A 24,690-nucleotide genomic window follows, 5' to 3' on the forward strand; every position below is an offset into this window, starting at 1 on the left:
CCGCTCAGGCCCCGGCCGGCGCCCCGTCGACGCCCACGTCCTCGGCGGAGTGCCCCGGGCCCACCTGCTTCGGCACCGGGGCGTCCGCCGGGGTGGTCCCGATGGTGGCCAACGCCGGTGGCGGGTCGACCGGGGCCGGGAACCACAGCTCCGCGACCAGGCCGCGCGGCTCCCCCGCCCGCATGGTCAGCCGCCCGTCGGAGGCGTCCACCAGCACCGCGACGATGGTCAGCCCGAGCCCCGCGCCGTCGATGTTCTGCGCGTCCGGCGCCCGCCAGAACCGCTCGGTGGCCTGGTCGAGCTGGCCCGGCGTCATGCCCGGCCCGGTGTCGCGTACCTCCAGGGCGGTGCCGTCGTCGGCGTACCGGACGGTCACCGTGACCTCTCCCCCGGCCCCGCTGAACTTCACCGCGTTGTCGATCAGCGCGTCCAGCGCCTGGTCGACGGCGGTGGGCACGGTCCGGGCGTACGCCGGGCCACGGGCGTGCAGCCGGAGGGCCACCGAGCGGTGCCGGGCCAGCGGCTCCCACGCGGCGACCCGCGAGGCGGCGACCTCCGCCGCGTCCACGGTCACCCGCTGGTTCTCCTCCCGCTCCGCCCGGGCCAGCGTGAGCAGGGCGTCGAGCACCAGCGCCAGCCGGTCGGTCTCCTCCAGCGCGAGCCGGTGCTCGGCCCGGCCGTCCGGGTCGGTCAGGCTCGGCCCCAGCTCCTCCACCCGCAGTCGCAGCGCGGTCAGCGGATTGCGGAGCTGGTGGCTGGCGTGGGCGACGAACGCGCGCTGCCGGTCCATCACGTCGGAGACCGCGTCGGCCATGTTGTTGAAGCTGGCCGCGAGGCGGCGCAGCTCGGGCGGGCCCAGCCGGTGCTGCACCCGCGCCCCGCCGTCGCCCTCGGCGATCTCGTGGGTCACCGCGTCCAGCTCGGTGACCGGGCGCAGCACCCAGCCGGCCAGCCCGAACGCGGTGGAGACGCAGGCCAGCACGGCGAGCAGGCCGATCCCGGCCAGCAGCAGCCACCAGACCGTCACCGTGCGCCGGACCTTGCCGGCCGGGGTGGCGGTCACCACCGCGCCGAGCACCTCGCCACCGTCGTTGATCGGCACCGCCACCACCAGCGGGCCGTCCACCCACGGCCAGACCGCCTCCGGCCCGCTGAACTGCTGGCCCGCCAGGGCCGTGTCACGCGCCGTCTCGGCGGCCCGGCCGGCGCGCCAGTCGGGCGACACCACCACGGTACGGCCGTCCCGGTCGACCACCGCCGCGCCGATGCCGTAGAGCTCCTCGTAGGCGGCCAGTTCGCCGCTGAGCGGTCCGGGCACGCCGCCGCGCAGCGCCGGCCCGGCCAGCGAGGCGAACCGGGTCGCGTCGGCGAGCCGGTCGGCGCGGACCCGGTCGGTCTCCCGGGAGGCGAGGGTGGCCGCCAGCGGAGTCTCCAACGCCAGCAGCACCAGCACCATCAGCAGCAGGTAGCTGATCACCAGTCGGCGACGCACCGGCCGCCCCTCACTCGCCGCGGAGCCGGTAGCCGACCCCGCGCACGGTCTCCACCAGGCGGGGCTCGCCGAGCTTGCCGCGCAGCGAGCCCACGTGCACCTCGACGGTGTGCCGGTCGGCCCAGGTGGTGCCCCAGACGTCCAGCAGGATCCGGTCCCGGGGCACCGCGACGCCGGGCTGGCGGGCCAGCGAGAGCAGGATGTCGAACTCCTTGCGGGTCAGCGCCACCGGCCGCCCGGCGACGGTGACCGTACGGCCGGCGACGTCGATGCGCACGGCGCCGGCCTCGATCAGGTCCCGCTCCGGCACGGTGTGCGACGCGCGGCGCAGCACCGCCTCTATCCGGGCCTGTAGTTCCACCATCGAGAACGGCTTCACCACGTAGTCGTCGGCGCCGAGCCGCAGGCCGAGCACCCGGTCGCGTTCCTCGCCCCGGGCGGTCACCGCGATGATGCCGAGCTGGCTGCTGCGCCGGCGCAGCTCCCGGCAGACCTCGGTGCCGTCCCCGTCGGGCAGGGTCAGGTCCAGCAGCACCAGGTCGCACGGGGCGGCGGAGAGGGCCGCGGCGACGGTGGCGGCGTGCTCGACCTCGTACCCGCGCCGGGTCAGCGCCGAGGAGAGGGCGGCGGCCACCCGACGGTCGTCCTCGACCAGCAGGATGCGCACGGGTGACCCCCATTCGTCGTACGGATGACGTGCGAATGGTGGCAGAAGAGCGCGACGGGCGGGAGGCCCGGTCCGGCCATCGGGCAGCTCGACCGGCGCCGGGGTGGGCGGAGCGGGCCGTAGGCTGCCGTCATGATCTACAAACTGGTGACCCTCGACGAGTGGGCGCGGGCCGGGGTCGACGGGTACGTCCCCGCCTCGGCCCTGGACCGCCAGGACGGGTTCCTGCACCTGTCGGCGGCGGACCAGATCGTGGAGACCGCCCGGCGGCACTACGCCGGCGCCACCGGGCTGGCCCTGCTCACCGTCGAGGAGGACCTGCTCGGCGACGACCTGCGCTGGGAGCCGTCCCGCGACGGCGCCTGGTTCCCGCACCTGTACGGCGAGCTGCCGCTGGAGGCGGTCAGCGGCGTCGCGGAGCTGCCGGCGGACGTGCCCGCCGCCGAGGCCGTGGCCGACCTGCTGCGCTGAGCCGGCAGCCGAGGAGGCCCGGGACGAGTCGTCCGTCCCGGGCCTCCTGGTGCGCTGGGTCAGCGGCAGAGCCGCCCGATCTCCTCCTGGAACCGGTCCATCGGGTTCGCCTCGGCCGGGCCGAGCAGGTAGGTCTTCAGCTCGCGCCGCGCCTCGGTCATCGGGTCGTCGCCGGTGCGGGTGAGCGCGAGGATCTTCTCCAGCTCGCCGCAGTCGACCGAGAGCAGGTACGCCGCCCGCGAGGTCGGGAACTCCCGGCGGAACTCGTCCTCGGGCAGCCCGCTCGGGTTGGCGACCACGTACGGCCGCTGGCTCTGCACGAAGTCGGAGACCACGCTGGACACGTCGCTGATCAGCAGGTCGGTCTGGTTGAAGCAGTCGAACAGCGCCGGGACGCGGCCGGTGACCACCCGGTGGCCGGGGCCGTCCAGCGAGGTGGCGTCGACGTCGCCGCCGGCCGCCCGGACCAGCGACACGATCCGCTCGTGCGCGGCCTTGGCCTCCTTGGAGCGGGAGCCGGTCAGCGGGTGCGGCTTGTAGATCAGGCGGACCGTGGGCGAGGTGGCCAGCAGTCCCTTGACGATCCGCTCCCCCATCAGCACCACCGAGGTGTGGTACGGGTCGTCGTCCAGCCAGCCCTCCCAGGTGGGGGCGTAGAGGACGGTGAACGGCCGGTCCTCGGCGCGCGCGCCGAAGGTGTGCACGCCGGCGAGCTGCGGGCGTCCGATCTCGACGATGTCCTCGTCGCGTACGCCGACACCGGCCCGGGCGTAGCGCTCCCGGCCGGCGAGGCCGGCGACCCACACCTCGTCGTACACCTTGCTGTAGGGGTTGACGCTGGCCTGCTTGTCGCTGTCGCCGTGCCCGACGAAGACGTGCTTCATGCCCGGCTCGCGGAGCATGTGGATGTTCGCGCCGACGTTCGCGGCGTAGAGCGCGGCGCGGACGGTGCCCAGTTCGAGGTTCATGAAGTCGACCCCGGCCGGTACGCAGACCACCGGCAGCCGGGTGTCGGCCAGCTCGAGGAAGGCCTCCCTGCTGCGCATCAGCACGATGCCGCGCTGGTTCAGGGCCTCGGTCGGGGCCAGCCACATGTTGGCCTGGTAGACGTCCTTGGCCGGGCCGGCGAAGTAGAGCGCCACCTCGGGCCGGTAGCTGTCCAGCCAGCGCTGGAGCACCGGCAGCACCGGGCTCTTGCCGGTGCCCCGGCCGCGCAGCCAGGTCAGCGCGATGATCGCGCCCACCGCCGCGGCGGCGACGGCGGCCACCGCGCCGACGACCAGGACCGGGGCGACGTCGTCCTGGACCGCGGCCACCACGGCGGCCGGGATCAGCAGCACGTTCGCCACCGCCAGCGGGACGCCGGCGAGGTCGGACGCCCACTGCGGCGGGCGCGGCGCGGACCGGATCGGGCCCAGCTCAATGTTGCGGACCAGCGCGGAGATCGGGTTGCGACGGTCGATCATCGTGTTGAGCGCGCCGGAGAAGACCGCGATCACCCACACCACGGCCGGCAGGATCAGCAGCCAGGTCACCTCGATCGCGGTCAGCCGGACGGTCGCGGCGACCAGCAGCACCGTGGCCAGGTCGCGGCTGAGCTGCCGGTAGCCCCGGTTGAGGCCGACCTTCTCCAGCAGGAGGTCCGACGGCGGCGACCACCGGGAGAGGGCGAACTCACCGACGACGGCGGCCAGCCCGGCCACGGCGAAGACGGGCACCCAGCCGAGGGTGCCCGCGACGAGCATGACCAGGTAGGACAGCACCAGCAGTGCGCCACGGGCGGCGACGCCGATGCGTTCCATTAACGTGCCGAACAACGGTTACGCTCCCTACGAGATCGATGACGGGCATTGCCCGTGTCGTCGACGTCACGCCGCGACGTGGGTGGTCTGTCCCGCGCCGTGTCCCATTCGACCCGGCTGCGGGTGACTGCGACCTTAACGCGAGTGGATGCCCCGGCGTCGGTCGGGTGTCGGGCACGATCATCGTCGCCGCGACCCGGACCGGCGCGCCGCCGGGGCGTGGGTGTCGGACCGCTCAGCCGGCCGGTCGGTAACAGGTCATCGCCCCCGGCCCCTTGCGCGCGGCGAACTCCTGGAAGCCGAGGTCGACCACGGTGTCGCGGGCGTACCGGTTGCCGTTGTAGACGCAGATGGTGCCCACGCCGACCCGTCGCACCGCCGTGGCCACCTCGTCCTTCGGGGGCTGGATCCGGCCGTCGGCGAACCTGGCGAGCAGCAGCCGGTCCTTGGCGAAGTCCGAGGTGAGGTCGTACTCGACCAGGTAGAAGTCGCGCGGCAGGACCACCCGGACCTCGCTGGTGACGATCAGCGAGGTCCGCATGATCACCGAGGGGGCGAGCAGGAGGCCGTCCGGCCGGTCCTGGTCCTTGATCCAGAACGCGATCTTCTGCCGCTGCTGGGGCAGCTTCCAGGTCGGCCGGTCGTGCGTCTCCACCCAGCTCACCGGGGACCACATCGGAGTCGCCCAGAGCGCGAAGCAGGCGACCATCGCCGCCGCGAGCACGGCCCCGACCGCGCCGCGCAGCAGCGGCGCGGGTGACGGGACGTCCACCGTGCAGAGCAGGCCGATCAGCGCCGGCAGGGCCAGCAGCCAGGGCACCCGCCAGAGCACCACGGAGATGCCGCTGAGGTCGCCCAGCACCTCCAGCACGCCGGGGATCAGCAGCACGCTCATCGTCAGGGTGGCGCCGGCGGCCAGCAGCGCCGGGGTGCGGCGCCGGGCCAGCAGCGGGCCGCACCAGAGCGCCAGGCCGCTGATCACGCCGACGATCCCCACCAGCAGCGTCCGCCGGTAGGTGTACTCGGCGTCGAAGAAGGCGTCGTCCGCGCCGGTCGCGTTCATCCCGCCGAGCACCAGCCGGGACACCACGATCGCCCCGATCGGGTACGCGACGGCGGCCACTCCGCCGATCAGGGCGTCCTTCCAGCGGCCGACCAGCAGCATGGCCAGCCCCGCCGCGCCGACCAGCATCGGCAGGATGATCGCCGAGGTGGTGGTCAGGCCGGCGGCGGTCACCGACAGCGCGAAGACCAGCAGCAGCGACCGGCGCGAGCGGGTGTCGAACCACTCGGTCAGGTAGAGCCACATCAGCGGGATGACCGCCGAGACGAACATGCCCTTGCCCTCGTAGAGCCGGGGCAGGTGGAAGGTGCCCAGCGCGGCGTCCGCCCCGGCCACCAGGTAGAGGTAGGCGACGGCGACGCTGAAGGCGAGCACCGGGCGGCGGGGCGCCCACCGGTGGACCAGCCGCCAGAGCGCCAGGATGGCCAGCACGGCCAGCGCCGGCAGCAGCACGTACCAGGTCGCGGAGGCGCCGTGGATGCCGAGAACGCGGCCGAGCGCGCCGGCGAAGACCTCGATGGAGGGGGTCGGCGGCTGCGAGCCCATCGCCGGGGCGATGTTCTCGGTGAAGAGGAAGTCGTTGAGCGGGACGATGTCGCGCTCGGCCACCCAGACCGACTTGCCGACGTAGTAGACGTCGTCGGGGGTGTTGCGCGCGATGAACAGCGAGGAGATCGCCACCCCGACCGAGACCAGCAGCGCGTACGCCGACTGGAGCGCGGTCGGCGCGGGCGCCGCCGGCTCCGGCGCGGGCCCGGCCAGCCAGGCCCGCCGGGTCAGCAGCATCACGCCGACGGCCGCGACGATCCCGGCGGCGGCCGGCACCCACCAGGAGATGCCGTCCCCGGCCGGCGTGCCGGCCAGGCCGGCGGTGATCGCCGCCACGGCGGCGGCCGCCACGACCGGCAGCACCCAGCGGCGCGGGTGAGCCGCGGGCGACGGGCTCGGCGCCACGGGCGTCGACGACGTGGCCGCGCCGCTGCGCCGCCAGGCGCGCACCCCCGCCCAGCCGGCCAGCAGGACGCCGGACGCCACCCAGATCAGGAAGGTCACCGACGGGCGGAGGCTGAACAGGAACGCGGCGTGGTAGAGCACGGTCCACAGGGCGAAGCCGACCACGCCGGCGTCGGTGACGGCGGCGGGCGCCGCCGCGATCAGCGCGGACAGGCGGCGCCGACCGGGCGCGTGCGGGCTCTGGGGGGACGCGTCCGCGGGAGCGGGACGCTCCTCGACGGCAACGTGGTCGGCGTTCGACACGGGTCGTCCTTGTCGTTGTGTGGGCGATGTGCGCGACAGGCATGCGGCGGGCGGCGCCACGGGGGCGGCCCGGCTCCGGTCCGGGTTGCAGAGTAGCCGGAACCACCCTTTCGTGATGTCCGGCAGATGGCGTGGCGGTGACGCGTCGGGGCGCACCGGTGTGTTCCGGGTCAGCCGGGCACCGGCGCCTCGCGCTGGCGGGGCAGCATCGGTTCGGCGCCGAGGCCGGCCGCGACCGCCTCGGCGAGGGTGTCGAGGTAGGTGTCGGTGAGCGGGGTGCGGGCGATGGCGAGCCGCCAGTAGAGCGGCCCCACGATCAGGTCGACCGCGGCGTCCGGGTCGGTGTCGGCCGGCAGCTCGCCGCGCTCGATCGCCCGGCCGATGAGCTGGCCGCCGATCTCCTGCTGCTTGCCCCGGAGCACCTGCTGCAGGGTCTGGTCGATGGTCGGGTTGCGGGCCGCCTCGGCGAGCAGGTCGGGGATGATCTGCGAGGCCAGCGGGTGGCTCAGCGCGTGCGCCATCACCTGGAACAGCAGCGCCAGGTCGCCGCGGAGGGTGCCGGTGTCCAGCGCGGGCAGCTTGCTGCCGGCGGCGGCGACCACGTTTTCCAGGACCAGTTCGAGCTTGGAACTCCACCGCCGGTAGATGGCCGTCTTGCTGACCCCCGCCCGGCGGGCGACCGCCTCGATCGAGAGCCGGCCGTAGCCGACCGCGGCGAGCTCCTGCATCAGCGCGCGCCGGATGGCCTTCGTGATGTCGCCCCGGAGCACCGCGGCGCCGGCCGGCGTACGCCTCTTCTCGCTGGTCATCGGGGACCTTCCGCAGCTGTCACGTGGGCCAATGTACCGCAACGACGGTACGGTTGCGTCCCGACGTGTTTTGGACTACCGTCCACGCAGCGACGAGGCGGCCTCCGCGAACAGCTCCTCGTAAGATTCCATCGTCGCGAGCATCCCGTTGGCACGAAAGATCGGAGTGCCCTTCCATGGCCGACACCGCGCTGGTCGACCCCGAAACGGGCCTGACCCAGGCGCAGCTGGCCGCCCGGCACGGACTACGGGTCGCCGGTGAGCGCCCCTCCCTGGCCGAATACAGCCGCCGGCTGTGGTCCTACCGGCACTTCATCGCCGCGTACGCCAACGCCAAGCTCGTCGCCTCGTACAGCAACGCCAAGCTGGGTCAGGTCTGGCAGGTGCTGACCCCGCTCACCAACGCCCTGGTCTACTACCTGATCTTCGGGATCGTGCTCGCCCAGAACCAGATCCCGAACTTCATCGCGTACCTGACCACCGGGTTGTTCATCTTCAACTTCACCCAGAGCGCGGTGCTGGCCGGCACCCAGTCGATCAGCGGCAACCTCGGGCTGATCCGGGCGCTGCACTTCCCCCGGGCCAGCCTGCCGCTGGCCGCCACGCTCACCCAGTTCCAGCAGCTGCTGGCCTCGATGGTCGTGCTGGTCGGGATCGTGCTGGTGACCGGCGAGCCGATCACCCTCAAGTGGCTGATGGTGGTCCCGGCGCTGCTGCTCCAGGCGGTCTTCAACGCCGGCATCGTGATGCTGGTCGCCCGGATGGGCTCGAAGGCCAGCGACCTGAAGCAGGTCATGCCCTTCATCCTGCGGACCTGGATGTACGGCTCCGGCGTGCTCTACAGCGTCAGCCTCTTCGAGCGGCTGCCGGGCTGGGCGACGACAGTGGTCCAGTTCAACCCGATGCTGGTCTACATCGAGCTGGCCCGCTACTCCCTGCTCGAGCAGGCGCCACTGCTCAACGAGTCGCTGACCCAGCTCTGGCTGGTCGGCGCGGCGTGGGCGGTGCTGGCGGGTGTCGGGGGCTTCATCTACTTCTGGCGCGGCGAACAGGAGTACGGCCGTGGTTGACCACTTCGAGGCGTCCAACGACGTCACCGTCACGCTGCCCCGGCTGACGGAGCGGATCCCCACCGTGGTGGTGGACGACGCGCACGTGATCTACCGGGTGCACAAGGGCGCCGGTGGGGGCAGCACGCCGGTGGCCGCGCTGCGGCGGCTGGTGAAGCGGTCCTCCGCACCGAACATCCAGGAGGTGCACGCGGTCAAGGGGGTCTCCTTCACCGCGTACCGGGGCGAGGCGATCGGGCTGATCGGCAGCAACGGCTCCGGGAAGTCCACCCTGCTGCGCACCATCGCCGGCCTGCTGCCGGTGAACCGGGGCGCGGTCTACACCCAGGGCCAGCCCTCGCTGCTCGGCGTGAACGCCGCTCTGCTCAACGACCTGTCGGGTGAGCGGAACGTCACGCTCGGCTGCCTGGCCATGGGCATGCACCCGGACGACGTGGCCCGGATGACCCCGGAGATCATCGAGTTCTCCGGGATCAACCTGCGGGGCGACTTCGCCAGCCTGCCGATGCGGACCTACTCCTCCGGCATGGCGGCCCGGCTGCGCTTCTCCATCGCCGCCGCCAAGAAGCACGACGTGCTGCTGATCGACGAGGCGCTCGCCACCGGCGACAAGGGCTTCCGCAAGCGCAGCGAGCAGCGGGTCCGCGAGCTGCGGGAGGGCGCCGGCACGGTGTTCCTGGTGAGCCACCAGCTCTCCTCGATCCGGGACACCTGTGAACGGACGATCTGGCTGGAATCGGGCGTGCTCCGGATGGACGGACCGACCGACGAGGTGATCCGGGCATACGAGGCATTCTCCAACGGTAAGTAACATCCCGGACCGCGCCGCCCCGTTGGGACGGCGCGGTCCGCGCGTTAAGGTTCAACCCGTCGCCACTCGGGCGCAATCTTTCGTTCAGGCATTCCCGGAAGTGAGGATCGGCAATGACGCAGGACCACACCACTGGCCCGGACGCCACACCGGAGACCCCGGCGCCGTGGCGGCCCTCGCGGACGGTGGCGGTGGTGCTGGCCGGTGGCACCGGGACCCGGCTCGGCCTGGGCATCCCGAAGCAGCTGCTGAAGATCGCCGGTAAGCCGATCATCGAGCACACCCTGGCCGTCTTCGAGGCCGCGGCGGAGATCGACGAGATCATCGTGCTGATGGCCACCGGCCACGTCGCCGACGCCCAGCAGATCGTCGACAGGGCCGGCTTCCGCAAGGTCAGCAAGGTGATCGAGGGCGGCGACACCCGCAACGCCACCACCCGGATCGCCCTGGACGCGGTCGGCGAGGGCGACGTCAACATCCTCTTCCACGACGCGGTCCGGCCGCTGGTCAGCGCCCGCATCGTGCGCGAGTGCGTGAACGCGCTCTGGACCTACTCCGCGGTCGACGTGGCGATCCCCTCGGCCGACACGATCATCCAGGTCGACGAGAACGAGTGCATCACCGACATCCCGGTCCGCGCCACGCTGCGCCGTGGCCAGACCCCGCAGGCGTTCCGCTCCGGCACCATCCGGGAGGCGTACCGGCGGGCCGAGGGCGACCCGGACTTCGCCGCCACCGACGACTGCGGCGTGGTGCTGCGCTACCTGCCCGGTACGCCGATCAAGGTGATCGACGGCTCGGACGAGAACATCAAGGTCACCCACCCGGTCGACGTACACCTGGCGGACAAGCTCTTCCAGCTCGCCGCCGCCCAGGCGCCCCGGCTGACCGACCACCGCAGCTACACCGAGGAGCTGACCGGCCGCACGATCGTGATCTTCGGCGGCAGCTACGGCATCGGCCACGACCTGGCCGAGCTGGCCCGCCGCTACGGCGCCCAGGTCTTCCCGTTCAGCCGCTCCTCCACCGGCACCCACGTCGAGCGCGCCGAGGACGTCGAGGCCGCGCTGAAGACCGCCTTCGAGGCCACCGGCCGGATCGACCACGTGGTGGTCACCGCCGGCATCCTGGAGAAGGGCTCGCTGACCGACATGGACCAGGAGACGATGGACCGGGTGCTCCAGGTCAACTTCGTCGGCCCGGTCATCGCCGCCCGGCAGTCGCTGCCGTACCTGCAGCAGACCAAGGGTCAGCTGCTGCTCTACACGTCCAGCTCCTACACCCGGGGCCGGGCCCAGTACGCCCTCTACTCCGCCACCAAGGCGGCCCTGGTCAACCTGACCCAGGCGCTGGCCGACGAGTGGGCCGAGTTCGGCGTGCGGGTCAACTGCATCAACCCGGAGCGCACCGCCACCCCGATGCGTACCAAGGCCTTCGGCGAGGAGCCCGAGCACACCCTGCTCGCCGCCGAGACGGTGGCCCAGTCCTCGCTGGACGTGCTGATCTCCGACCTGACCGGCCAGGTGATCGACGTACGCCGGGCGCCGGGCGAACCGGCCCCGGTGCCGGCGCAGCCCACCGTCGCCGACCATGACCGGCTGGCCAGCGGCGTCGACGCCGGCTGACCCACGACCCGGAGGCGAGTGGGCGACATGCGTGGTGACCTGGTCAGAAAACTGATCGCGCGGTGCCTGACCACCGGTCTGGCCGTGGTCGCGTTCCTGGTGGTGGCGCTGACCGGCGCCACCGGCTGGGGTCTGGCGCTGGCGGTGGCCGCGCTCGTCGCGGCCGCGGCGGAGCGTCGGGTCCGGCCGGGCGCCGACATCAGCGCCGAGTCGGTGCTGCTCGCCGCCGGGATCCTGGTCGGGTACGCCCGCCGACTCGACGGCGGCTTCGACCCGGCGCTGGTGCTCACCGCGCTGGCGCTGCTCGGCCTGGTGCTGCTGATCGGGCCGCTGCGCGACGCCGGCAACCTGGAGATCCGGGCCGCCAACCTGCCCGTGCGCACCTGGACCCCGCTGGTCGCCGCGCGACTCGGCGGCGCGCTGCTGGCCCTGCTGGGGGTGGTGGCGGTGTGCGCCGCGCTCACCCTGCCCGCCGTCGTCGCGCTGGCCGCCAGCCTGCTGGTGGCCGGCGCCTGCGCGGCGGTCGGGCTCGACCTGGCCCGCCGGCGGTTCCGGCCGGCGGCGGGCGGCGGGCCGGTCGCCCGGGCACTGCGGGCGCACCAGCCGGAGTTCCTGCTCTACTTCTCCGCTCCCCCCGGCTCCGAGTACCAGGTCACCATGTGGCTGCCGTACCTGGAGCGGCTCGGCCGGCCCTTCGTGGTGCTGCTGCGGGAGCCGGAGTTCCTGCCGGCGGTCGCCGCCGCGACGAGCGCCCCCGTCGTCTACTGCCCGACGCTCAAGGCGATGGACGAGGCGCTGGTGCCGAGCCTGCGGGTGGCGTTCTACGTCAACCACGGCGCGAAGAACAGCCACTGCATCCGGTTCTCCCAGCTCACCCACGTGCAGCTGCACCACGGCGACAGCGACAAGGCGCCGAGCGCCAACCCGGTGTCGGCGATCTTCGACCGGATCTTCGTGGCCGGTCCGGCCGCCGTCGAGCGGTACGCCCGCGCCGGGGTGGAGATCCCCGCGGAGAAGTTCGTCGTGGTCGGCCGCCCGCAGGTCGAGGCGATCGAGGTACGCACCGAGCCGGTCACCGGCCTGGCGCACCCGACCGTGCTCTACACCCCGACCTGGACGGGGCACCACGCCGACGCCAACTACTGCTCCCTGCCGGTGGCCGAGACGCTGCTGCGCCGGCTGCTGGACCGGGGGGCGACGGTGATCCTGCGGGCCCACCCGTACACCTCGCAGAACCCGGCCTCGGCCCGGCAGCTGGCCCGGCTGACCGAGCTGCTGGCTGCCGACCGGGCCGGCACCGGCCGGCAGCACCTCTGGGGCGCCGCGGCGAGCCGGGAGCTGTCCCTGGTCGACTGCGTCAACCGGGCGGACGCGCTGGTCTCCGACGTCTCCGGGGTTATCTCCGACTTCCTCTACTCCGGCAAGCCGTACGCGGTGACCGACATGGGGGTGGACGGTGACGACTTCGTGACGCGGTTCCCCCTCGCCGGCTCGGGTTACGTGCTGCGGCGGGACATGTCCAACGTGGACGACGTGCTGACCGGGCTGCTGGACACCGACCCGCTGGCCTCGGCCCGGTGGGAGACCCGCCGCCGCTACCTCGGCGACTTCCCCGCCGACTCGTACGCCGACGGCTTCCTCGAGGCGGCCCGGCGTGAGCTGGAGCCGGGGTGGGAGCCCCCGTCGCCCCGCGCCGCCGACTCGGTGGCGCAGGAGGGGTCACCCCTCTCCCCCACCGCCTGAACGTCGGCCCGGGGCGCGTCCACCGGCTCCGGTCCGGCTAGTCCGGCGCGCCTTCGGTCAGATGCCGATGGCGAAGGCCAGATGAGAAACCGGCGACATGTTCTGGCGTCCCATGGTGGGGCTTGCTCGGTCGGAAGCGACGCCGTGAAAGATCCACACGGTGGGGGCCTCTGCCTTGCGCCGATCAGGGCTGCCGGCTGTCGTCCTCAGCCGACCTGCCCCACATCCGCGAAATACTCCAAGCCCTAGCGGACCTTGAGCAGCATGACCAGGACACAGACCTCATGAAGCTGTGCTGCCTGATCCTTGGGCGGCCCGAAGCCCGGGCCGATCCGAGGTTGGGTACTCAGCGCCTGGTCTCGTACCTGGTCAGGACCACGCCGTCAGGGAACGTCCGGGTCTCCACCAGGGTCAGGTTCACCCAGTTGTCCAGGGCCGCAAAGAACGGCGTGCCGCCACCTACCAGGACCGGATGGGTGACGATCGCGTACTCGTCGATCAGCCCGTCCCGCATGGCCACTGCGGCGAGTGTGGCGCCGCCGATATCCATGGGGCCGCCGTCCTCGGCCTTGAGCCGGGTGATCTCGGTGACCGCGTCGCCGGTGACCAGGCGGGTGTTCCAGTCGACCGTGCTGGTCGTCGAGGAGAACACCACCTTCGGCATGTCCCGCCAGCGGCGGGCGAACTCGATCTCCGCCGGTGTGGCACCCGGCTGCTGGTCGGCGGTCGGCCAGTGGGAGCTCATCGTCTCCCACAGTTTGCGCCCGTACAGCGCCACGCCTGTCGCCCTCACCCGGTCGGACCACCACTGGAACAGCTCGTCGCTCGGCACACTCCAGCCGAGGTCGTCGCCGGGCGCGGCGATGTAGCCATCCAGGCTCAGGTTCATGCCGAAGGTCAGTTTTCGCATGGTGTCAGCCTCCCGTGAGTCGGTACTCGGCGTACAGACCAGCACGGCGCGGAAGAATCATCGGTCAGGCCACACCGAGGGCCGGTTCACCACCACGCCAGGACCCGTAGCGCCAGGACGGCGATACGATCTCCGCACTTATCTCTAGACCAACCGTCAAGCAACACCTGGACGGATTCGTCAAGCATCAGGTGGGACTCGACAGCCGGGAGCCGCCGGAACAAGCCAATCGCACCATGCATGCCGGTTGTCGAGGGGGCCATTTGCGCGTCCACCTCGAGTGAATTAGGCGAGTACGGCTGGGCCGAGGGCTTGGGCCAGGCGCAGTGCACATTCGTACTCCAGGCGGCGGTCGCGAAGATCCCTGCCGGTCTCCTGCTCGACCTTCTTGACCCGGTAGGCGACCGTGTTACGAGCGACGTGGAGGATGTCCGCGGCTCGGGCGAGGCTTCGGTCGCAGGCGAGATAGGCGGCTACGGTCTCCCGCAGTTCCGCGGCCGCCTGGGTGTTCTGCGCCAGCTGGCCGAGTTCGCGGGACACGAACGCGCGAGCCAGTGCCGGATCCCGGCTGAGCAGGACGGCGAGTTCCACGTCGGCGTACCACGTGAGCCATGCGGGGGCCGGTGCGCCGCCACGGATGAGCTCCGCAGCCTGGGCTGCTTCGTGGTGGGACTGCCGGAACCCGTCGACCCCCGTTGCCAGGGTGCCGACTGCGACGTTCACGCCTGGCGCGTCCGGGGCCACGAGCGAGGGACGCTGGACGTTCCGGGAGCACCATGATGACCACACCCACACCGAGGACGCCCCGAAGGGTACAACGAGGGTGGCGCTGCACCCGCTGCCCTCCAGCAGGCGGGAAGCAACGCGCTGCAGGTCGCTGAGTGTCCCCACGCTGCCGGGATCCCGCCAAACCACCAGCGCCACGTGGTGACGGTCCAGTGGATAGCCGAGTGTGGCCGACGCTTTGGGTGCCGACACGGGATCCCCATCGAGGATCGAACGCACCAGCTCTGCACGTTCGGCGGCCGCGCTGGTCACCCAGCGATCGTGCTCAGCGAGGTACTCGGTAGCCATGCTTGAGGCAAAGTCGTCGATGTAGGCGAAGAGCAGTTCTGAGCTGCGCTTCATCTCCGCTGTGCGCATCGGCTCCTCGACGGTGGTCGACGCCGCCTCCAGCAATGCTCGGGACATGATCGAATGGCCGAACCGGATGCCGCGCAGCACGTGGTCGAGCGGGATCTTCCGTCGCGCGAAGTCGCGGTCACCCTCGAGTGCCTCCTCGCTCGCCCTCACTGTCACGAGGTCGTTCGAGACCAGCAGCAGCATGCCATGGATGGTCGAGGACTCCGTTCCCATCCGCAGAGTCTGGAACGCCTCCTCGCCACCGCTGAAGTCCGGCATCTCGGCGATGATCGTGGACGCCATCTCATGCCCCATATCGACGGCCCACGCCAGTGCCTCGCTGCCCAGTGTCTCAGTGGCAGCCGCGATCAGCGGTGCGTGGCTGGCTGGAGCATGCCGCCCCGATCCGGAGAGCTTGAGCACCCACTGCCCGGCGGGCTCGGGCGGGTTGTCGCGACTCACCATTCGGCGCGGGTTGTCGCGACTCACCATTCGGCGTAGTGGTCGCGCTGCCAGTTGCCCTTGCTCGGGACCGTGCGCGCGTCGAGTTGACACAGGGTGCCGCGGTAGAACACCAGTGGCCTTCGCGGCAGCGGGGGTACGTCGAGATTCACGACGCGGCCCACGATCGCGTCGTGGTCGCCGATCGGGACGACCGACTCGAGCTCACAGTCGATCCACCCCAGCGCGTCGGTCAGGCGCGGAGCCGGGTGGTCGCCCGCCACCAGCGGAACGCCGGCGAACCGGTCTGCTCCCTTGCGAGCGAACACCTGGCACAGGGCTCCCTGGTCGTCGGCAAGCATATTGACGGTAAACCTCCCCGCCCGACGCACCCGCTGAAGGGTGGCGGAGCCGGAGTCGGCGAAGAAGCCCACCAGCGGCGGGTCCAGCGAGATGGAGGTGAAGCTGCCGACGGTCATACCGGTCGGACCGTCGTCGTCGCAGGAGGTTACCACGCACACCGAGGTGGGCACGTGACCGAGGGCCCGGCGGAACGTCGTCGCGTCAAACTGTGGTTGCACGCTGGTCATGATCATGGCCGATTCTCCAGGTGGGACGTCAGGTGACCGGGAGTCCGACTCCCGCCGACCCTACAAGTTAAGACGTCACGTTCCTACCTGCCTTGGCCTTCGGGGCCAATGCTCGGGGCGCCCGTTGCACTGCATGACAGGGATCACGCCGAGTCCAAAGCTGCGCCGGAAGTATGGTGCGGCAGCGCAGGCAGCCGGTGTGACCTTGTCGCATGGTTGCGGCGATCCCGCACACCACCGCGGCCCACCCGAGGCGGGACCAGACCTGCACAGGAGCACATCATGACCGCTATCACCACCGACCGACCCTCGACCGCCGACGCGGTGCCGTCCAGCGACGAGCTGGTCGCACGCGCGGCCAACCTGGTGCCGCTGCTGCGCAGCAACGCCGAGACCACCGAGAAGCAGCGACGCGTGGTCGAGGAGAACATCGAGGCGATCAAGGCCGCGGACCTCTACCGGATCTCCGTGCCGTCGCGCCTGGGCGGCCTCCAGACCGACGTCACCACCTCCTTGCGCGTCAGCGTCGAGCTGGCCCGGGGCGATGGTTCGACCGCCTGGGCCACCACGCTGATGAACGTAAGCGCCTGGATGATCGGGCTCTTTCCCGACCGCGCCCAGCAGGAGGTGTGGGGCGAGGACCCGACCGCTCGCGTGTGCGGCGTACTCGCACCGACCGCCACCAGCCGCAAGGTCGAGGGTGGACTGGTCGTCACCGGCAGGTGGGGCTTCGCCTCCGGTTGCCTGCACTCGCAGTGGGCCGGCCTGGGCATCCCGATCGTGAACGAGGCCGGCGAGCCGATCGACCAGGGCATGGCGCTGATCCCGATGAGCGACCTGTCCGTCGAGGACACCTGGTACGTCGCGGGCATGCGCGGCACCGGAAGCAACACCTTGGTCGCGGACGAGGTCTTCGTGCCCGACCACCGCATCCTCTCGGTGACGCGCGCGATCGGTGGGGACTACCCGACCGAGCACACCGGCGAGGCGCTCTACCGGTCGGCGCTCGTGCCGGTCCTCGCCCTGGTACTGGTCGCACCCCAGGTGGGCCTGGCCAAGCAGGCCCTGGAGATCGTGCAAGCCTCCCTCGCCAAAGGCCGCGGCATCAGTTACACGTTCTACGACAAGTCCTCGCTCGCCCCGACCACCCAGCTCCAGGTCGCCCAGGCCGCCCAGCTGATCGACACCGCAGAGCTCCACATGCTCCGTGCCGCCGGCGACATCGACCGTGCCGCAGCGTCCGGCGAGTACCTCGACTTCGACACCCGAGCCCGCGTGCGCGCCGACGTCGGCACGGTCGCCCGCAGCTGCCGCGAGGCCGTCGACCTGCTGCTGAACGTGCACGGCGCCGGCAGCTTCGCCGAGGCCAACCCGCTCCAGCGAGTCTGGCGTGACCTGGAGACCGGCAGCCGCCACGGCGTGGTCAACCCCGAGATCGGCTTCGAGCTCTACGGCCGAGCACTGCTCGGTGTCCAGGAGCAGATCACCGCCCTGATCTGACGACCGCGAACATCGGGACCGCACCCTGCAAGCGGCCCTCAAGCTGGTGCTGGGGCCGATTTTCGAGGCGGACTTTCCCGTGTTCCTACGGGTTCCGCCCGAAGCGCCGAGCCATGACGCGATCGCTGAGATCCATCAGTTCACCTCCCGCTCCTACAAGTGGGTGTTCGAAGCTGACATCGAGGCGTGCTTCGACCAGATTTCGCATCCGGCCCTGATGGACCGCTTGCGTCAACGGATCGGGGACAAACGTGTCCTGGCCTTGGTGAAGGCGTGCGCGCGGGCATCCTCGCCGAGGACGGCCAGGCGCAGGCCACCATCGCCGGCACCCCGCAAGGGGGCATTCTGTCGTCCCTGCTCGCGAACGTGGCGCTGTCCGTGCTCGATGAGCACTTCACCGAGCATTGGCAGACCGATAGCGGCACCGACTACCAACGGACCAAGCGTCGCCGGGTTGGGCTACCGAACTACCGAATCGTCCGTTACGCGGACGATTTCGTGGTCATGGTCAGCGGCAGCCGGGCGCACGCGGAGGTTCTACCGGAACAGGTTGCCGAGGTCCTCGCCCCGATCGGCCTACGCCTGTCAGAGGCGAAGACGAAGGTCAGCCACATCAACCAGGGCTTCGACTTTCTGGGCTTCCGCATCCAACGGAAACGCAAGCGAGGCACCAAACGCGTGGTCTACACCTACCCGTCGAAGAAGGCGCTGGCCTCCATCGTGGGACGAGTACGCGCGCTGATCAGCAGGTCATCACACCCATCCCTTGCACACGGGATTATCGGTCCCACCGATCGGCGTAGGGTAGGCCAAGCAGCCGCACGTGGTCGTATAACTCGGTCGACGCGCCGTGCTCTCGCAGTACGGCCGGCGCGTGTCGCAGCACCCACAGCGACAGCGCGCGGCACCACGTGTCCTCGTCGTGCCAACTCGACCAGGGGAGCGCATCGCCCAGTAGGTCGTACATCCACTCATCCACGGCAGTAACCAGCCGCCGCCGCGCCACCGCGTCGACCAGCAACTCCGCCCAGAGGGTCAACCACGGGGTGAGCTTCGTGGTGACCTCGGCGAGGAGCGTCAGGGCCTCATGGGCGGGCACCTTTGCATCGGGCTCGACCAGGACGTGAAGCCACCAGGCGTCCAGGAATTCCCGCAGAGCGCTGCGTTGCTCGGTGGGCCACTCCTGCCAGCGGCCGGCGGTGAACAGACGTCCCAGGCTCTCCGTCCCGGCCATCGGCTCTACTCGGCCCGCCACGAGGCCCTGGGTCAGTTGGGGCAGGATCCGGCGCAGCAGCGGCCCGGGGTAGCGCCAGTCCGTGGTCCAGTACGTGCGGCGGAGCAGTCGTCGTCAAGCGGCACGTCCGGGGTCTTGAGCAGTGCCAGTTCCTCCGCGCTGCCCCAGTGGCACTCGCAGTTGGACTCCTGCCGGTGGGCCGTCATGCCCCGGAACGTGGCGGCCACACCCGCCAGCGCCACATCCAGGCGGCCGCTCACGTCAGTCGGATCAGGGATCATGGCGAATCCGCCTTCGAGGACTCCGGAGGCGTATACCTGCCGAAGAGAAGGATCTTAGAGCCATACGAACCAGCGCGTGCCTGGGGTCAAGGAGCTCGGGCTGGGTGACCAACTGGGTGACGACGGGCGCGGGCAGCGCCGGACGTCCACGGATTCTGGTGGACCGTTGGGACAGCTCAGCCCTGCTGCTGGCGCAGCTCATCGACGGCTGGTGGTTCCTTCACACCGAAGAGGTCATCGTGGCTTTATCCCCTGGTCAGGCCTAACGAACGGACTGCGGTCAGTGGCGGACAACGTCCGGCGGTACACCAAGCGCCGTGACAACGTCCGGTGTGGACGGCGAGCTCGAACCTCCGGGTCGGCAGGTAGTCCCGAGCCGAATGCCGCCCACGACGGCGACGCCCGCCGTCCGCAACCGGTCACAGGTACGGGTCGAGCAGGGCCAGCACCGCCGCCGGTTCCTCGACGTGCGCGTTGTGGCCGAGGCCGGGCAGGGTCGCCACCGGCACGCCCAGCTCGGCGAGCTGCGCGTCGCTGACCATCGGGTCGTGCTCGCCCCGGGCCAGCAGCACCGGGACGTCGGTGGCGGCCAGCAGGGCCGGCAGCTCCGGCGCGCCCACCGCGAAGGCGGCCGGGTCCATGGCCAGCCGCCAGCGGCCGTCCTCGGCACGCAGCCCCGCGTCGACCACCGGGTGGTCCGGCGCGAAGAGCCCGCCCAGGCCGGCCACCTTCAGGTAGCGGCGGGCCGCCTCGTCCCGGGTGGCGAACCAGGTCACCGGGCGCTCCGCCAGCTCGCGCGCCCGGGCCAGCTCGGCCGGCGACCAGACCGCCTTGATGCCCAGCCCGACCACCGCGTCCACCGGGAGCCCGGCGTCGCGGGCGGCCAGCGCCAGCGCGACCACCCCGCCGAGGGAGTGGCCGAGGACGACCAGCCGGTCACCCGGGCGGGCCCTCTCGGGCACCGGGCCGAGCCCCGCCGCGACCTGCTTGGCGAACCCGGCGAAGGAGTACCCGGGCAGCGGCGGCGAGAAGCCGTGGCCGGCCAGGTCCGGCGCCAGCCAGCGGCCCGGCCAGCGGTGTTCCAGCAGCGGCGCCCAGGGCAGCCACACGTCGCCGGTGGCGCCCATCCCGTGCAGCAGCAACAGCAGCCGGCGGTTACCCGAGTCGTCGGTCATGGGCCGCAGTGTGCCATCGCCCGGTTCCGCCGCGCGAGACCCGCGCCAACGGCGACGGGCACCGGCCCCCAGGGGAGCCGGTGCCCGGACGAGCGACGGTGTGGATCAGGCGGAGTAGCCGCGGGTGGCGATCCAGTTCGCCAGGTCGATGGTGCTGACCCAGTACGACGGCAGGTTCGGGTCCGCCGAGTCGGCGATCCGGACCGTCCGGCCGTCGTTCTTGTAGCCGACCACCGCGATGTAGTGGCCGCCCGGGAAGGAGTGCCAGCCGCCGTCGGTGTCGGTGGCGCTCCCCGCCACGTTCGCCACGACGCCCCGGCCGTCGGTGATCGCCGCGATCACGTCGGCCTGGAGCCGGTCGATCTGGGCGGAGCTGGGGGTGCCCTGGAACATCCGGGTCCGGTACGGGTCGCCCTTGACCGACTGGTTCAGGACCCGGGTGGTGTCCAGCGCCGAGTTGGTGCCCATCTCGGTGGTGCCGAGCGGGCCTTCCAGCTCGGCCTGGGTCCGCTCGACGCCCGCCGCGCTGAGCGCGTTGCGCACCGCGGCCGGACCGCAGTTGTAGAAGGTGGTCTGCGCCTGGTAGTCGTAGCGGAGAACCTTGGTCGACGGCGGCTTGGGGGCCGCCTTGCGGGTCAGGTCCGGGTCCGCCTTGGCCTTCTTGGTGGCGCTCGCCGACGCCGAGGGGCTGGCCGAGGGCGACGGGCTGGCGGACGGGGTGCCGACGCGGGCCTGGCCGCGGGTCGCGACGTCGTCCAGCCGGGGCGCCACCTCGGCGACGGCGGCCGAGGTCTGCTGGCGGGCGGGCGCCTCGTCGGCGAGCAGGGTGCTGGCGCCGGAGACGAGCACGAGCGCGGCGGCCGAGCCGGCGACCAGCTGGTACGACCGCTCGGTGGCCAGGCGTCGCAGCTGCCGCTTCAGGGGGTGCTTCACGTGTTTTCCTCCACGGTACGAGGGCGGGAGCGGCGTGCCGGACCGGCGCGTGACGAAACGTCACCCGCGGTGTCAAGACCGGTGTGCGAGGCCGCTCGGCGGGGGTGCGCCCGGTCGGTGACCGGGCGGCGGGGTGGGGCCGGAATCAGCGCGCGAGGGCGCGGCGGACCGGCACGAACACCCCGGTACCGAGGTGGAGATCAAGCCGAGGAATGCGACGGAGCAGCAAAAGTTGGAACTCCTTCCGACACCGCCTACCGGGTTAGCTGACGGATTCGGGCGGGAAGAGCGCCCTACCACGGGCCGTGGCCCGCGGATTCACCCCGGACGTGCATGGGTCCCCGGTTCGTGAAATCACGATTGAGCGGGTCGGCGCGGCGTCGCCTCTTGCGATCGGAAACCGCACCGGACCCGGGCGACACTACTGGTCGGTCACGTGTCGGCCAAGCGCCGTCAGCTGCGTAAACATGATCAGGGCGACAAATTTGCCGTACAGTTCGGCACTGACGTCACTCAATGGGACAGGCGGTTGTTCCGGGACCGTCGGGCGACAACCGGACAGCACGGCGGCAAACCCTGCCGCTCGTCGCGATCGATGTCACCGACTGTGACCGGATGACCGGTTTCCCGATTGCCGTGACGCGAGTCACGGAAATACGGGTAACAATTCGGTCGCGTCCTCAGCCCACCCGGGCCGGCCGCCACCGCGCCGCGAGCGCGGTCCGCGCCGTCGCCGTCGCCGTCCGCTGGGCGGGCAGCCGCGCCGGACGCAGCCGCTCCGCCGCCGCGTACGCCTCGGCGGCGAGCGCGCGGGCCGCCTCGGCGGCCAGTTCCGCGTCCCGCCACGCCGACCGCTCCCGCCCGGCCGCCGCCCGGTACGCGTCCCGCCGGCCGTCGCGTACCGCCCGGGCCAGCAGCACCTCCTGCTCGACGGGGTGCCGCCGGGGGTCCCACCCGTCCCGGTGCGCGAAGACGTCCCGCAGCCGCTCCACCGGCAGCTCGCCGCGCCAGTGGGCCGCCACCGCCGCCTGGTGCAGCCAGCGCTCCCGGCCCGCGTACTCGGCCGGCGTACGCGGGGTACGCGGGGCGGGCAGCGCGGCGGCGCCGGTGAACCGGCGGGCGGCGGACTCCGCCTCGTCGTACGCCGTCCAGGCCCGGTCCACCTCCTCCTGGGCGGCCAGCCAGGCCTCCCGCCACCGGCGCGCGGTCTGGGCGGCGCCCGCCGCGGCGACGGCGACCTCCTCGGCGTACCGACGCAGATCCGCCAGCTCGGTCGCGGGGTCGGCGGCCGGGGCCGGGTCGACGACCGGCTCGTCGGGAGCCGGGTCCCGCTCGGGGCGGGCGACCAGCACGGTGAGCACGGTCAGGGCGAGTACGAGCAGGGCCGACCAGATGGCGGCGGCGGTCGGGACCTCGACGAGGAACTGGTAGAGGACGGTGTTCACGGTGGGCACCTCCCGGAAGCGGGATGCGGAAAGAGGAGTCACACACCGGTCCGGGGGCGACGGGGCGAGGCCGGGGCGGCGCCGCGTGCCGGGGAGCGGGTGCGGTGGTGCGGTTCTCGAAGGCGCGGTCGCGGGTGGCCCCGCGTGGCGGTCAGCCGACCGGCGGGGCGCGGGGACCGGTCGTGCCGGCAGCGAGCCCGGTCAGGGGCAGCGGCGGCGCGGTGACCGGATGGGCCGGCCGGCCGACCGGGTCGATCGAGGTGACCTGAGCGAGCGGCGCGGCGGGCGGGGCGACGGATGCGCGGCCCGCGCTCTGGGCGTCGTCGGCGGCGATCGTCACGGCGGGGACGGCGGCCGCGCGGACGGCGGACCCGTCGGGCACCGCCAGGTCGGCGAGGACCGGGGCGCCCGCCGGACTCGGGGCGGCGGGGAGCGCGCCGGCGTCCGGCCCGGCCGGACCGCCGAGGGAGAGCGCGACCGCCAGGGCGAGGCCGGTCAGCAGCCGGGAGCTCCAGCGCGCCACCCACCACAGAGGACTGGTGAGCGCGACCGGGAGCACGGCACCACGCTACCGCCGATGCCGGGTGATCGCAGCGTCGCCGGGCGTGTCGGCGCGACACTCACCACCGTGCGACGTGACGAACGCCCGCCGTTGGCGACGTGTCGCGCCCTCCCTCGGGGACGTCACCCCGACACGCCGCAAACGGCGCGAGGCGCATGGGCACGAGCGCGGGCGGCCAACGAACACCTGCCGATGGAGTCCCAGCGACCGACCAGCGCGGTTTGCGGCGTGTCGCGCGATCCCGGACGAGCGTCACCGCGACATGCCGCAAACCGCGCGGGGCGCACGGGCACGGGGACCGAACCGGAGCGCGCCGGCCAGGGTGGACGTGGGGTCAGTGGGGGTCGCGCGGGCCCGCGTACTCGATGGGTCGGCCGGCCGGCGGGCCGTCGGCGGCCGCCCGCGGCGCCGGCGTGGGGCGCGGCGCCGGCGCAGTCTCCGCGTCCAGGGTGGACGGGGCGAGGCGGGGCCGGCGGCGGGGGGCCAGGCGGCGCATCATCGGCGTCTCGACCCAGCGGTGCAGCAGGGCGGCCAGCACCAGGTTCACCGCCAGGAAGCCGAGCACCGCCAGCGGTCCCCACCAGCCGGGCAGCCCGACGCCGAGGTGGCCGGTGGCCCGCAGCACGGTGACCATCACCAGCACGTGCACCAGGTAGAAGGCGAACGAGACCTCACCGAGCCAGACCAGCCGGCGGTGCCGCCAGGGCGAGGGCAGGCCGCGCACGTCGGCGTCCGCCGCGGCGGTGATGACCAGGATGTACGCCACGGAGAGGATCGCCGCCCAGAGCTCGGCGCGGATCCACTGCGCCGCCACCACCCAGGTGACCACGAAGACGAGGCTGGCCAGCGGCAGGCCGGGCCCCCGCCAGCGGCCCCGCCGCATCAGCTCGGCGGCCGCCACGCCCAGCCAGAACTCCAGCGAGCGGACCACCGGGAAGATCTGGGTGAACCACCAGGTGCTCTCCTCCGGCACCAGCGCCTGCCCGGGCCAGAGGGCCACGATCAGCAGCGGCACCGCCGCCACCACCGCCCAGAGCAGGCCGGCGCGGGCCCGGCGCAGCGCCGGCAGCACCAGCGGCAGGCAGAGGTAGAAGAACAGCTCGCAGGAGAGCGACCAGCTCACCGTGTTGATGGCGTAGAAGTAGCCGGGCGTCGGGTCCCAGGCCTGCACGAGCAGGAGGCTCTCCAGCGCGGCGCGGGGCACGATGGTGTCCGCGAACCACCACATCACCAGCAGGGCCGCCACCCAGGTCAGCAGGTGGTTCGGGTAGATCTTGGCGAGCCGCCGCCGCCAGAAGTCGCGCCGCCGGTCCCCGTCGCGGGCCGACCAGACCAGCACGAACCCGCTGAGGATGAAGAAGAACTGCACCCCGGACAGGCCCAGGGTGAACACCCCGCCGACGACCGCCTGGTAGTCCGGTTCGCCGACGATCCGCATGGTGCCCGCGTGGTAGCCGAAGACCAGCATCGCGGCCACCCAGCGCAGCCCGGTCAGCGAGGGCAGCCGGCTCGCCGTGGCCGTCGGTGCGCCTTGCGCGCTCGTCATGCCGGGCACCCCGCCGTCGCCACGCTCACCCGCACGTACCTCTCCTCCCCCGGCCGCTCGCCGCCGCGACCGCGGCCCGGTGCCGGACGGCGGCACCGGTCGTGCCACCGTCCGGGCACCCTACCGGCTGGTGGGGCCGCC

The 24,690-nt window shown here is 72.2% G+C and carries 23 protein-coding genes, 1 pseudogene and 1 riboswitch; of the genes and pseudogenes, 8 read left to right on the forward strand and 16 right to left on the reverse strand.

The genetic code is table 11. The annotated features are described in order from the left end of the window. Positions 1-4: 4 nt before the first annotated feature. Both FHX75_RS10475 and FHX75_RS10480 read right to left on the reverse strand, forming a co-directional pair. On the reverse strand, positions 5-1,492 hold the full coding sequence (locus FHX75_RS10475) for a sensor histidine kinase (RefSeq protein WP_154938473.1): 1,488 nt from the start codon (positions 1,490-1,492) through the stop codon (positions 5-7). A 10-nt stretch (positions 1,493-1,502) separates the two neighbouring features. After that, on the reverse strand, positions 1,503-2,159 hold the full coding sequence (locus FHX75_RS10480) for a response regulator transcription factor (protein WP_088962950.1): 657 nt from the start codon (positions 2,157-2,159) through the stop codon (positions 1,503-1,505). 132 nt (positions 2,160-2,291) lie between these two features. On the opposite strand from FHX75_RS10480, the gene FHX75_RS10485 reads away from it, so the two are divergent. After that, complete coding sequence (locus FHX75_RS10485) at positions 2,292-2,630, forward strand: DUF952 domain-containing protein (RefSeq protein ID WP_154938475.1); 339 nt, start codon at positions 2,292-2,294, stop codon at positions 2,628-2,630. Between the two features lie 59 nt (positions 2,631-2,689). Here FHX75_RS10485 and FHX75_RS10490 read toward each other — a convergent pair whose 3' ends face one another. From FHX75_RS10490 to FHX75_RS10500, 3 genes are all read right to left on the reverse strand, one after another. Further along, the gene (locus FHX75_RS10490) at positions 2,690-4,447 is read right to left on the reverse strand and encodes a CDP-glycerol glycerophosphotransferase family protein (RefSeq protein ID WP_211364378.1); all 1,758 of its coding nucleotides are present in this window, start codon (positions 4,445-4,447) and stop codon (positions 2,690-2,692) included. Positions 4,448-4,667: 220 nt separating this feature from the next. Further along, positions 4,668-6,752, reverse strand: coding sequence for a DUF6077 domain-containing protein (locus FHX75_RS10495; protein WP_154938477.1), 2,085 nt, complete (start codon positions 6,750-6,752; stop codon positions 4,668-4,670). 170 nt (positions 6,753-6,922) lie between these two features. Next, on the reverse strand, positions 6,923-7,522 hold the full coding sequence (locus FHX75_RS10500; RefSeq protein WP_154939011.1) for a TetR/AcrR family transcriptional regulator: 600 nt from the start codon (positions 7,520-7,522) through the stop codon (positions 6,923-6,925). A gap of 215 nt (positions 7,523-7,737) precedes the next feature. Between FHX75_RS10500 and FHX75_RS10505 the strand changes: the two genes are divergently transcribed. The 4 genes from FHX75_RS10505 to FHX75_RS10520 all read left to right on the forward strand — a co-directional run bounded on the left by FHX75_RS10505 (position 7,738) and on the right by FHX75_RS10520 (position 12,810). After that, positions 7,738-8,631, forward strand: coding sequence for an ABC transporter permease (locus tag FHX75_RS10505; RefSeq protein WP_154938479.1), 894 nt, complete (start codon positions 7,738-7,740; stop codon positions 8,629-8,631). Then, positions 8,624-9,442 carry an ABC transporter ATP-binding protein gene (locus tag FHX75_RS10510; RefSeq protein WP_154938481.1) on the forward strand — a complete coding sequence of 273 codons (819 nt, stop codon included), beginning with the start codon at positions 8,624-8,626 and terminating at the stop codon, positions 9,440-9,442. The genes FHX75_RS10505 and FHX75_RS10510 overlap by 8 nt, the downstream gene beginning before the upstream one ends. Positions 9,443-9,555: 113 nt before the next feature. Further along, on the forward strand, positions 9,556-11,067 hold the full coding sequence (locus FHX75_RS10515; protein WP_154938483.1) for a bifunctional cytidylyltransferase/SDR family oxidoreductase: 1,512 nt from the start codon (positions 9,556-9,558) through the stop codon (positions 11,065-11,067). Between the two features lie 27 nt (positions 11,068-11,094). Further along, positions 11,095-12,810, forward strand: a complete 1,716-nt coding sequence (locus FHX75_RS10520) for a CDP-glycerol glycerophosphotransferase family protein (protein WP_154939013.1) — start codon at positions 11,095-11,097, stop codon at positions 12,808-12,810. 37 nt (positions 12,811-12,847) lie between these two features. Here FHX75_RS10520 and FHX75_RS32225 read toward each other — a convergent pair whose 3' ends face one another. The 4 genes from FHX75_RS32225 to FHX75_RS10535 form a co-directional block, all read right to left on the reverse strand. Next, positions 12,848-12,967 (reverse strand): DUF7710 domain-containing protein, encoded by a 120-nt coding sequence (locus FHX75_RS32225; protein WP_425463477.1) that lies wholly within the window; start codon positions 12,965-12,967, stop codon positions 12,848-12,850. A gap of 189 nt (positions 12,968-13,156) precedes the next feature. Continuing rightward, a complete protein-coding gene (locus tag FHX75_RS10525) occupies positions 13,157-13,720 on the reverse strand; it encodes a dihydrofolate reductase family protein (protein WP_154938485.1) in 564 nt (187 codons plus the stop codon). Between the two features lie 285 nt (positions 13,721-14,005). Beyond that, complete coding sequence (locus tag FHX75_RS10530; RefSeq protein ID WP_154938487.1) at positions 14,006-15,334, reverse strand: PucR family transcriptional regulator; 1,329 nt, start codon at positions 15,332-15,334, stop codon at positions 14,006-14,008. After that, complete coding sequence (locus tag FHX75_RS10535) at positions 15,328-15,879, reverse strand: flavin reductase family protein (protein ID WP_211364379.1); 552 nt, start codon at positions 15,877-15,879, stop codon at positions 15,328-15,330. Before FHX75_RS10535 ends, FHX75_RS10530 begins: the two co-directional genes overlap by 7 nt. Before the next feature lie 276 nt (positions 15,880-16,155). Here FHX75_RS10535 and FHX75_RS10540 point away from each other — a divergent pair, with 276 nt between their 5' ends. Beyond that, positions 16,156-17,373, forward strand: coding sequence for an acyl-CoA dehydrogenase family protein (locus tag FHX75_RS10540; RefSeq protein ID WP_154938489.1), 1,218 nt, complete (start codon positions 16,156-16,158; stop codon positions 17,371-17,373). A gap of 231 nt (positions 17,374-17,604) precedes the next feature. On the opposite strand, the gene FHX75_RS31560 is transcribed toward FHX75_RS10540, so the two are convergent. Further along, on the reverse strand, positions 17,605-17,766 hold the full coding sequence (locus FHX75_RS31560) for a hypothetical protein (protein ID WP_246157828.1): 162 nt from the start codon (positions 17,764-17,766) through the stop codon (positions 17,605-17,607). On the opposite strand from FHX75_RS31560, the pseudogene FHX75_RS31965 reads away from it, so the two are divergent. Beyond that, positions 17,728-17,961: pseudogene (locus FHX75_RS31965) on the forward strand (hypothetical protein); the annotation flags it as partial. The gene FHX75_RS31560 and the pseudogene FHX75_RS31965 sit on opposite strands and share 39 nt — an antisense overlap. Positions 17,962-18,151: 190 nt before the next feature. Here FHX75_RS31965 and FHX75_RS31565 read toward each other — a convergent pair. Continuing rightward, positions 18,152-18,607 carry a hypothetical protein gene (locus FHX75_RS31565; RefSeq protein ID WP_246157830.1) on the reverse strand — a complete coding sequence of 152 codons (456 nt, stop codon included), beginning with the start codon at positions 18,605-18,607 and terminating at the stop codon, positions 18,152-18,154. Positions 18,608-18,992: 385 nt separating this feature from the next. Between FHX75_RS31565 and FHX75_RS30690 the strand changes: the two genes are divergently transcribed. Beyond that, positions 18,993-19,154, forward strand: a complete 162-nt coding sequence (locus tag FHX75_RS30690; protein ID WP_170285329.1) for a hypothetical protein — start codon at positions 18,993-18,995, stop codon at positions 19,152-19,154. A 153-nt stretch (positions 19,155-19,307) separates the two neighbouring features. Here FHX75_RS30690 and FHX75_RS10555 read toward each other — a convergent pair whose 3' ends face one another. The 5 genes from FHX75_RS10555 to FHX75_RS10575 form a co-directional block, all read right to left on the reverse strand. After that, a complete protein-coding gene (locus FHX75_RS10555; RefSeq protein ID WP_154938491.1) occupies positions 19,308-20,063 on the reverse strand; it encodes an alpha/beta fold hydrolase in 756 nt (251 codons plus the stop codon). A 105-nt stretch (positions 20,064-20,168) separates the two neighbouring features. Continuing rightward, on the reverse strand, positions 20,169-20,996 hold the full coding sequence (locus tag FHX75_RS10560; RefSeq protein WP_154938493.1) for a C39 family peptidase: 828 nt from the start codon (positions 20,994-20,996) through the stop codon (positions 20,169-20,171). 236 nt (positions 20,997-21,232) lie between these two features. Next, positions 21,233-21,373: riboswitch (cyclic di-AMP (ydaO/yuaA leader) on the reverse strand. A gap of 303 nt (positions 21,374-21,676) precedes the next feature. Beyond that, positions 21,677-22,441 (reverse strand): hypothetical protein, encoded by a 765-nt coding sequence (locus tag FHX75_RS10565; RefSeq protein WP_170285330.1) that lies wholly within the window; start codon positions 22,439-22,441, stop codon positions 21,677-21,679. 151 nt (positions 22,442-22,592) lie between these two features. After that, a complete protein-coding gene (locus FHX75_RS10570) occupies positions 22,593-23,000 on the reverse strand; it encodes a hypothetical protein (protein WP_154938497.1) in 408 nt (135 codons plus the stop codon). A gap of 337 nt (positions 23,001-23,337) precedes the next feature. Continuing rightward, the gene (locus tag FHX75_RS10575; protein ID WP_154938499.1) at positions 23,338-24,549 is read right to left on the reverse strand and encodes an acyltransferase family protein; all 1,212 of its coding nucleotides are present in this window, start codon (positions 24,547-24,549) and stop codon (positions 23,338-23,340) included. Positions 24,550-24,690 lie beyond the last annotated feature (141 nt).

This window comes from Micromonospora palomenae (genome assembly GCF_007829925.1).
Classification (GTDB): domain Bacteria; phylum Actinomycetota; class Actinomycetes; order Mycobacteriales; family Micromonosporaceae; genus Micromonospora; species Micromonospora purpureochromogenes.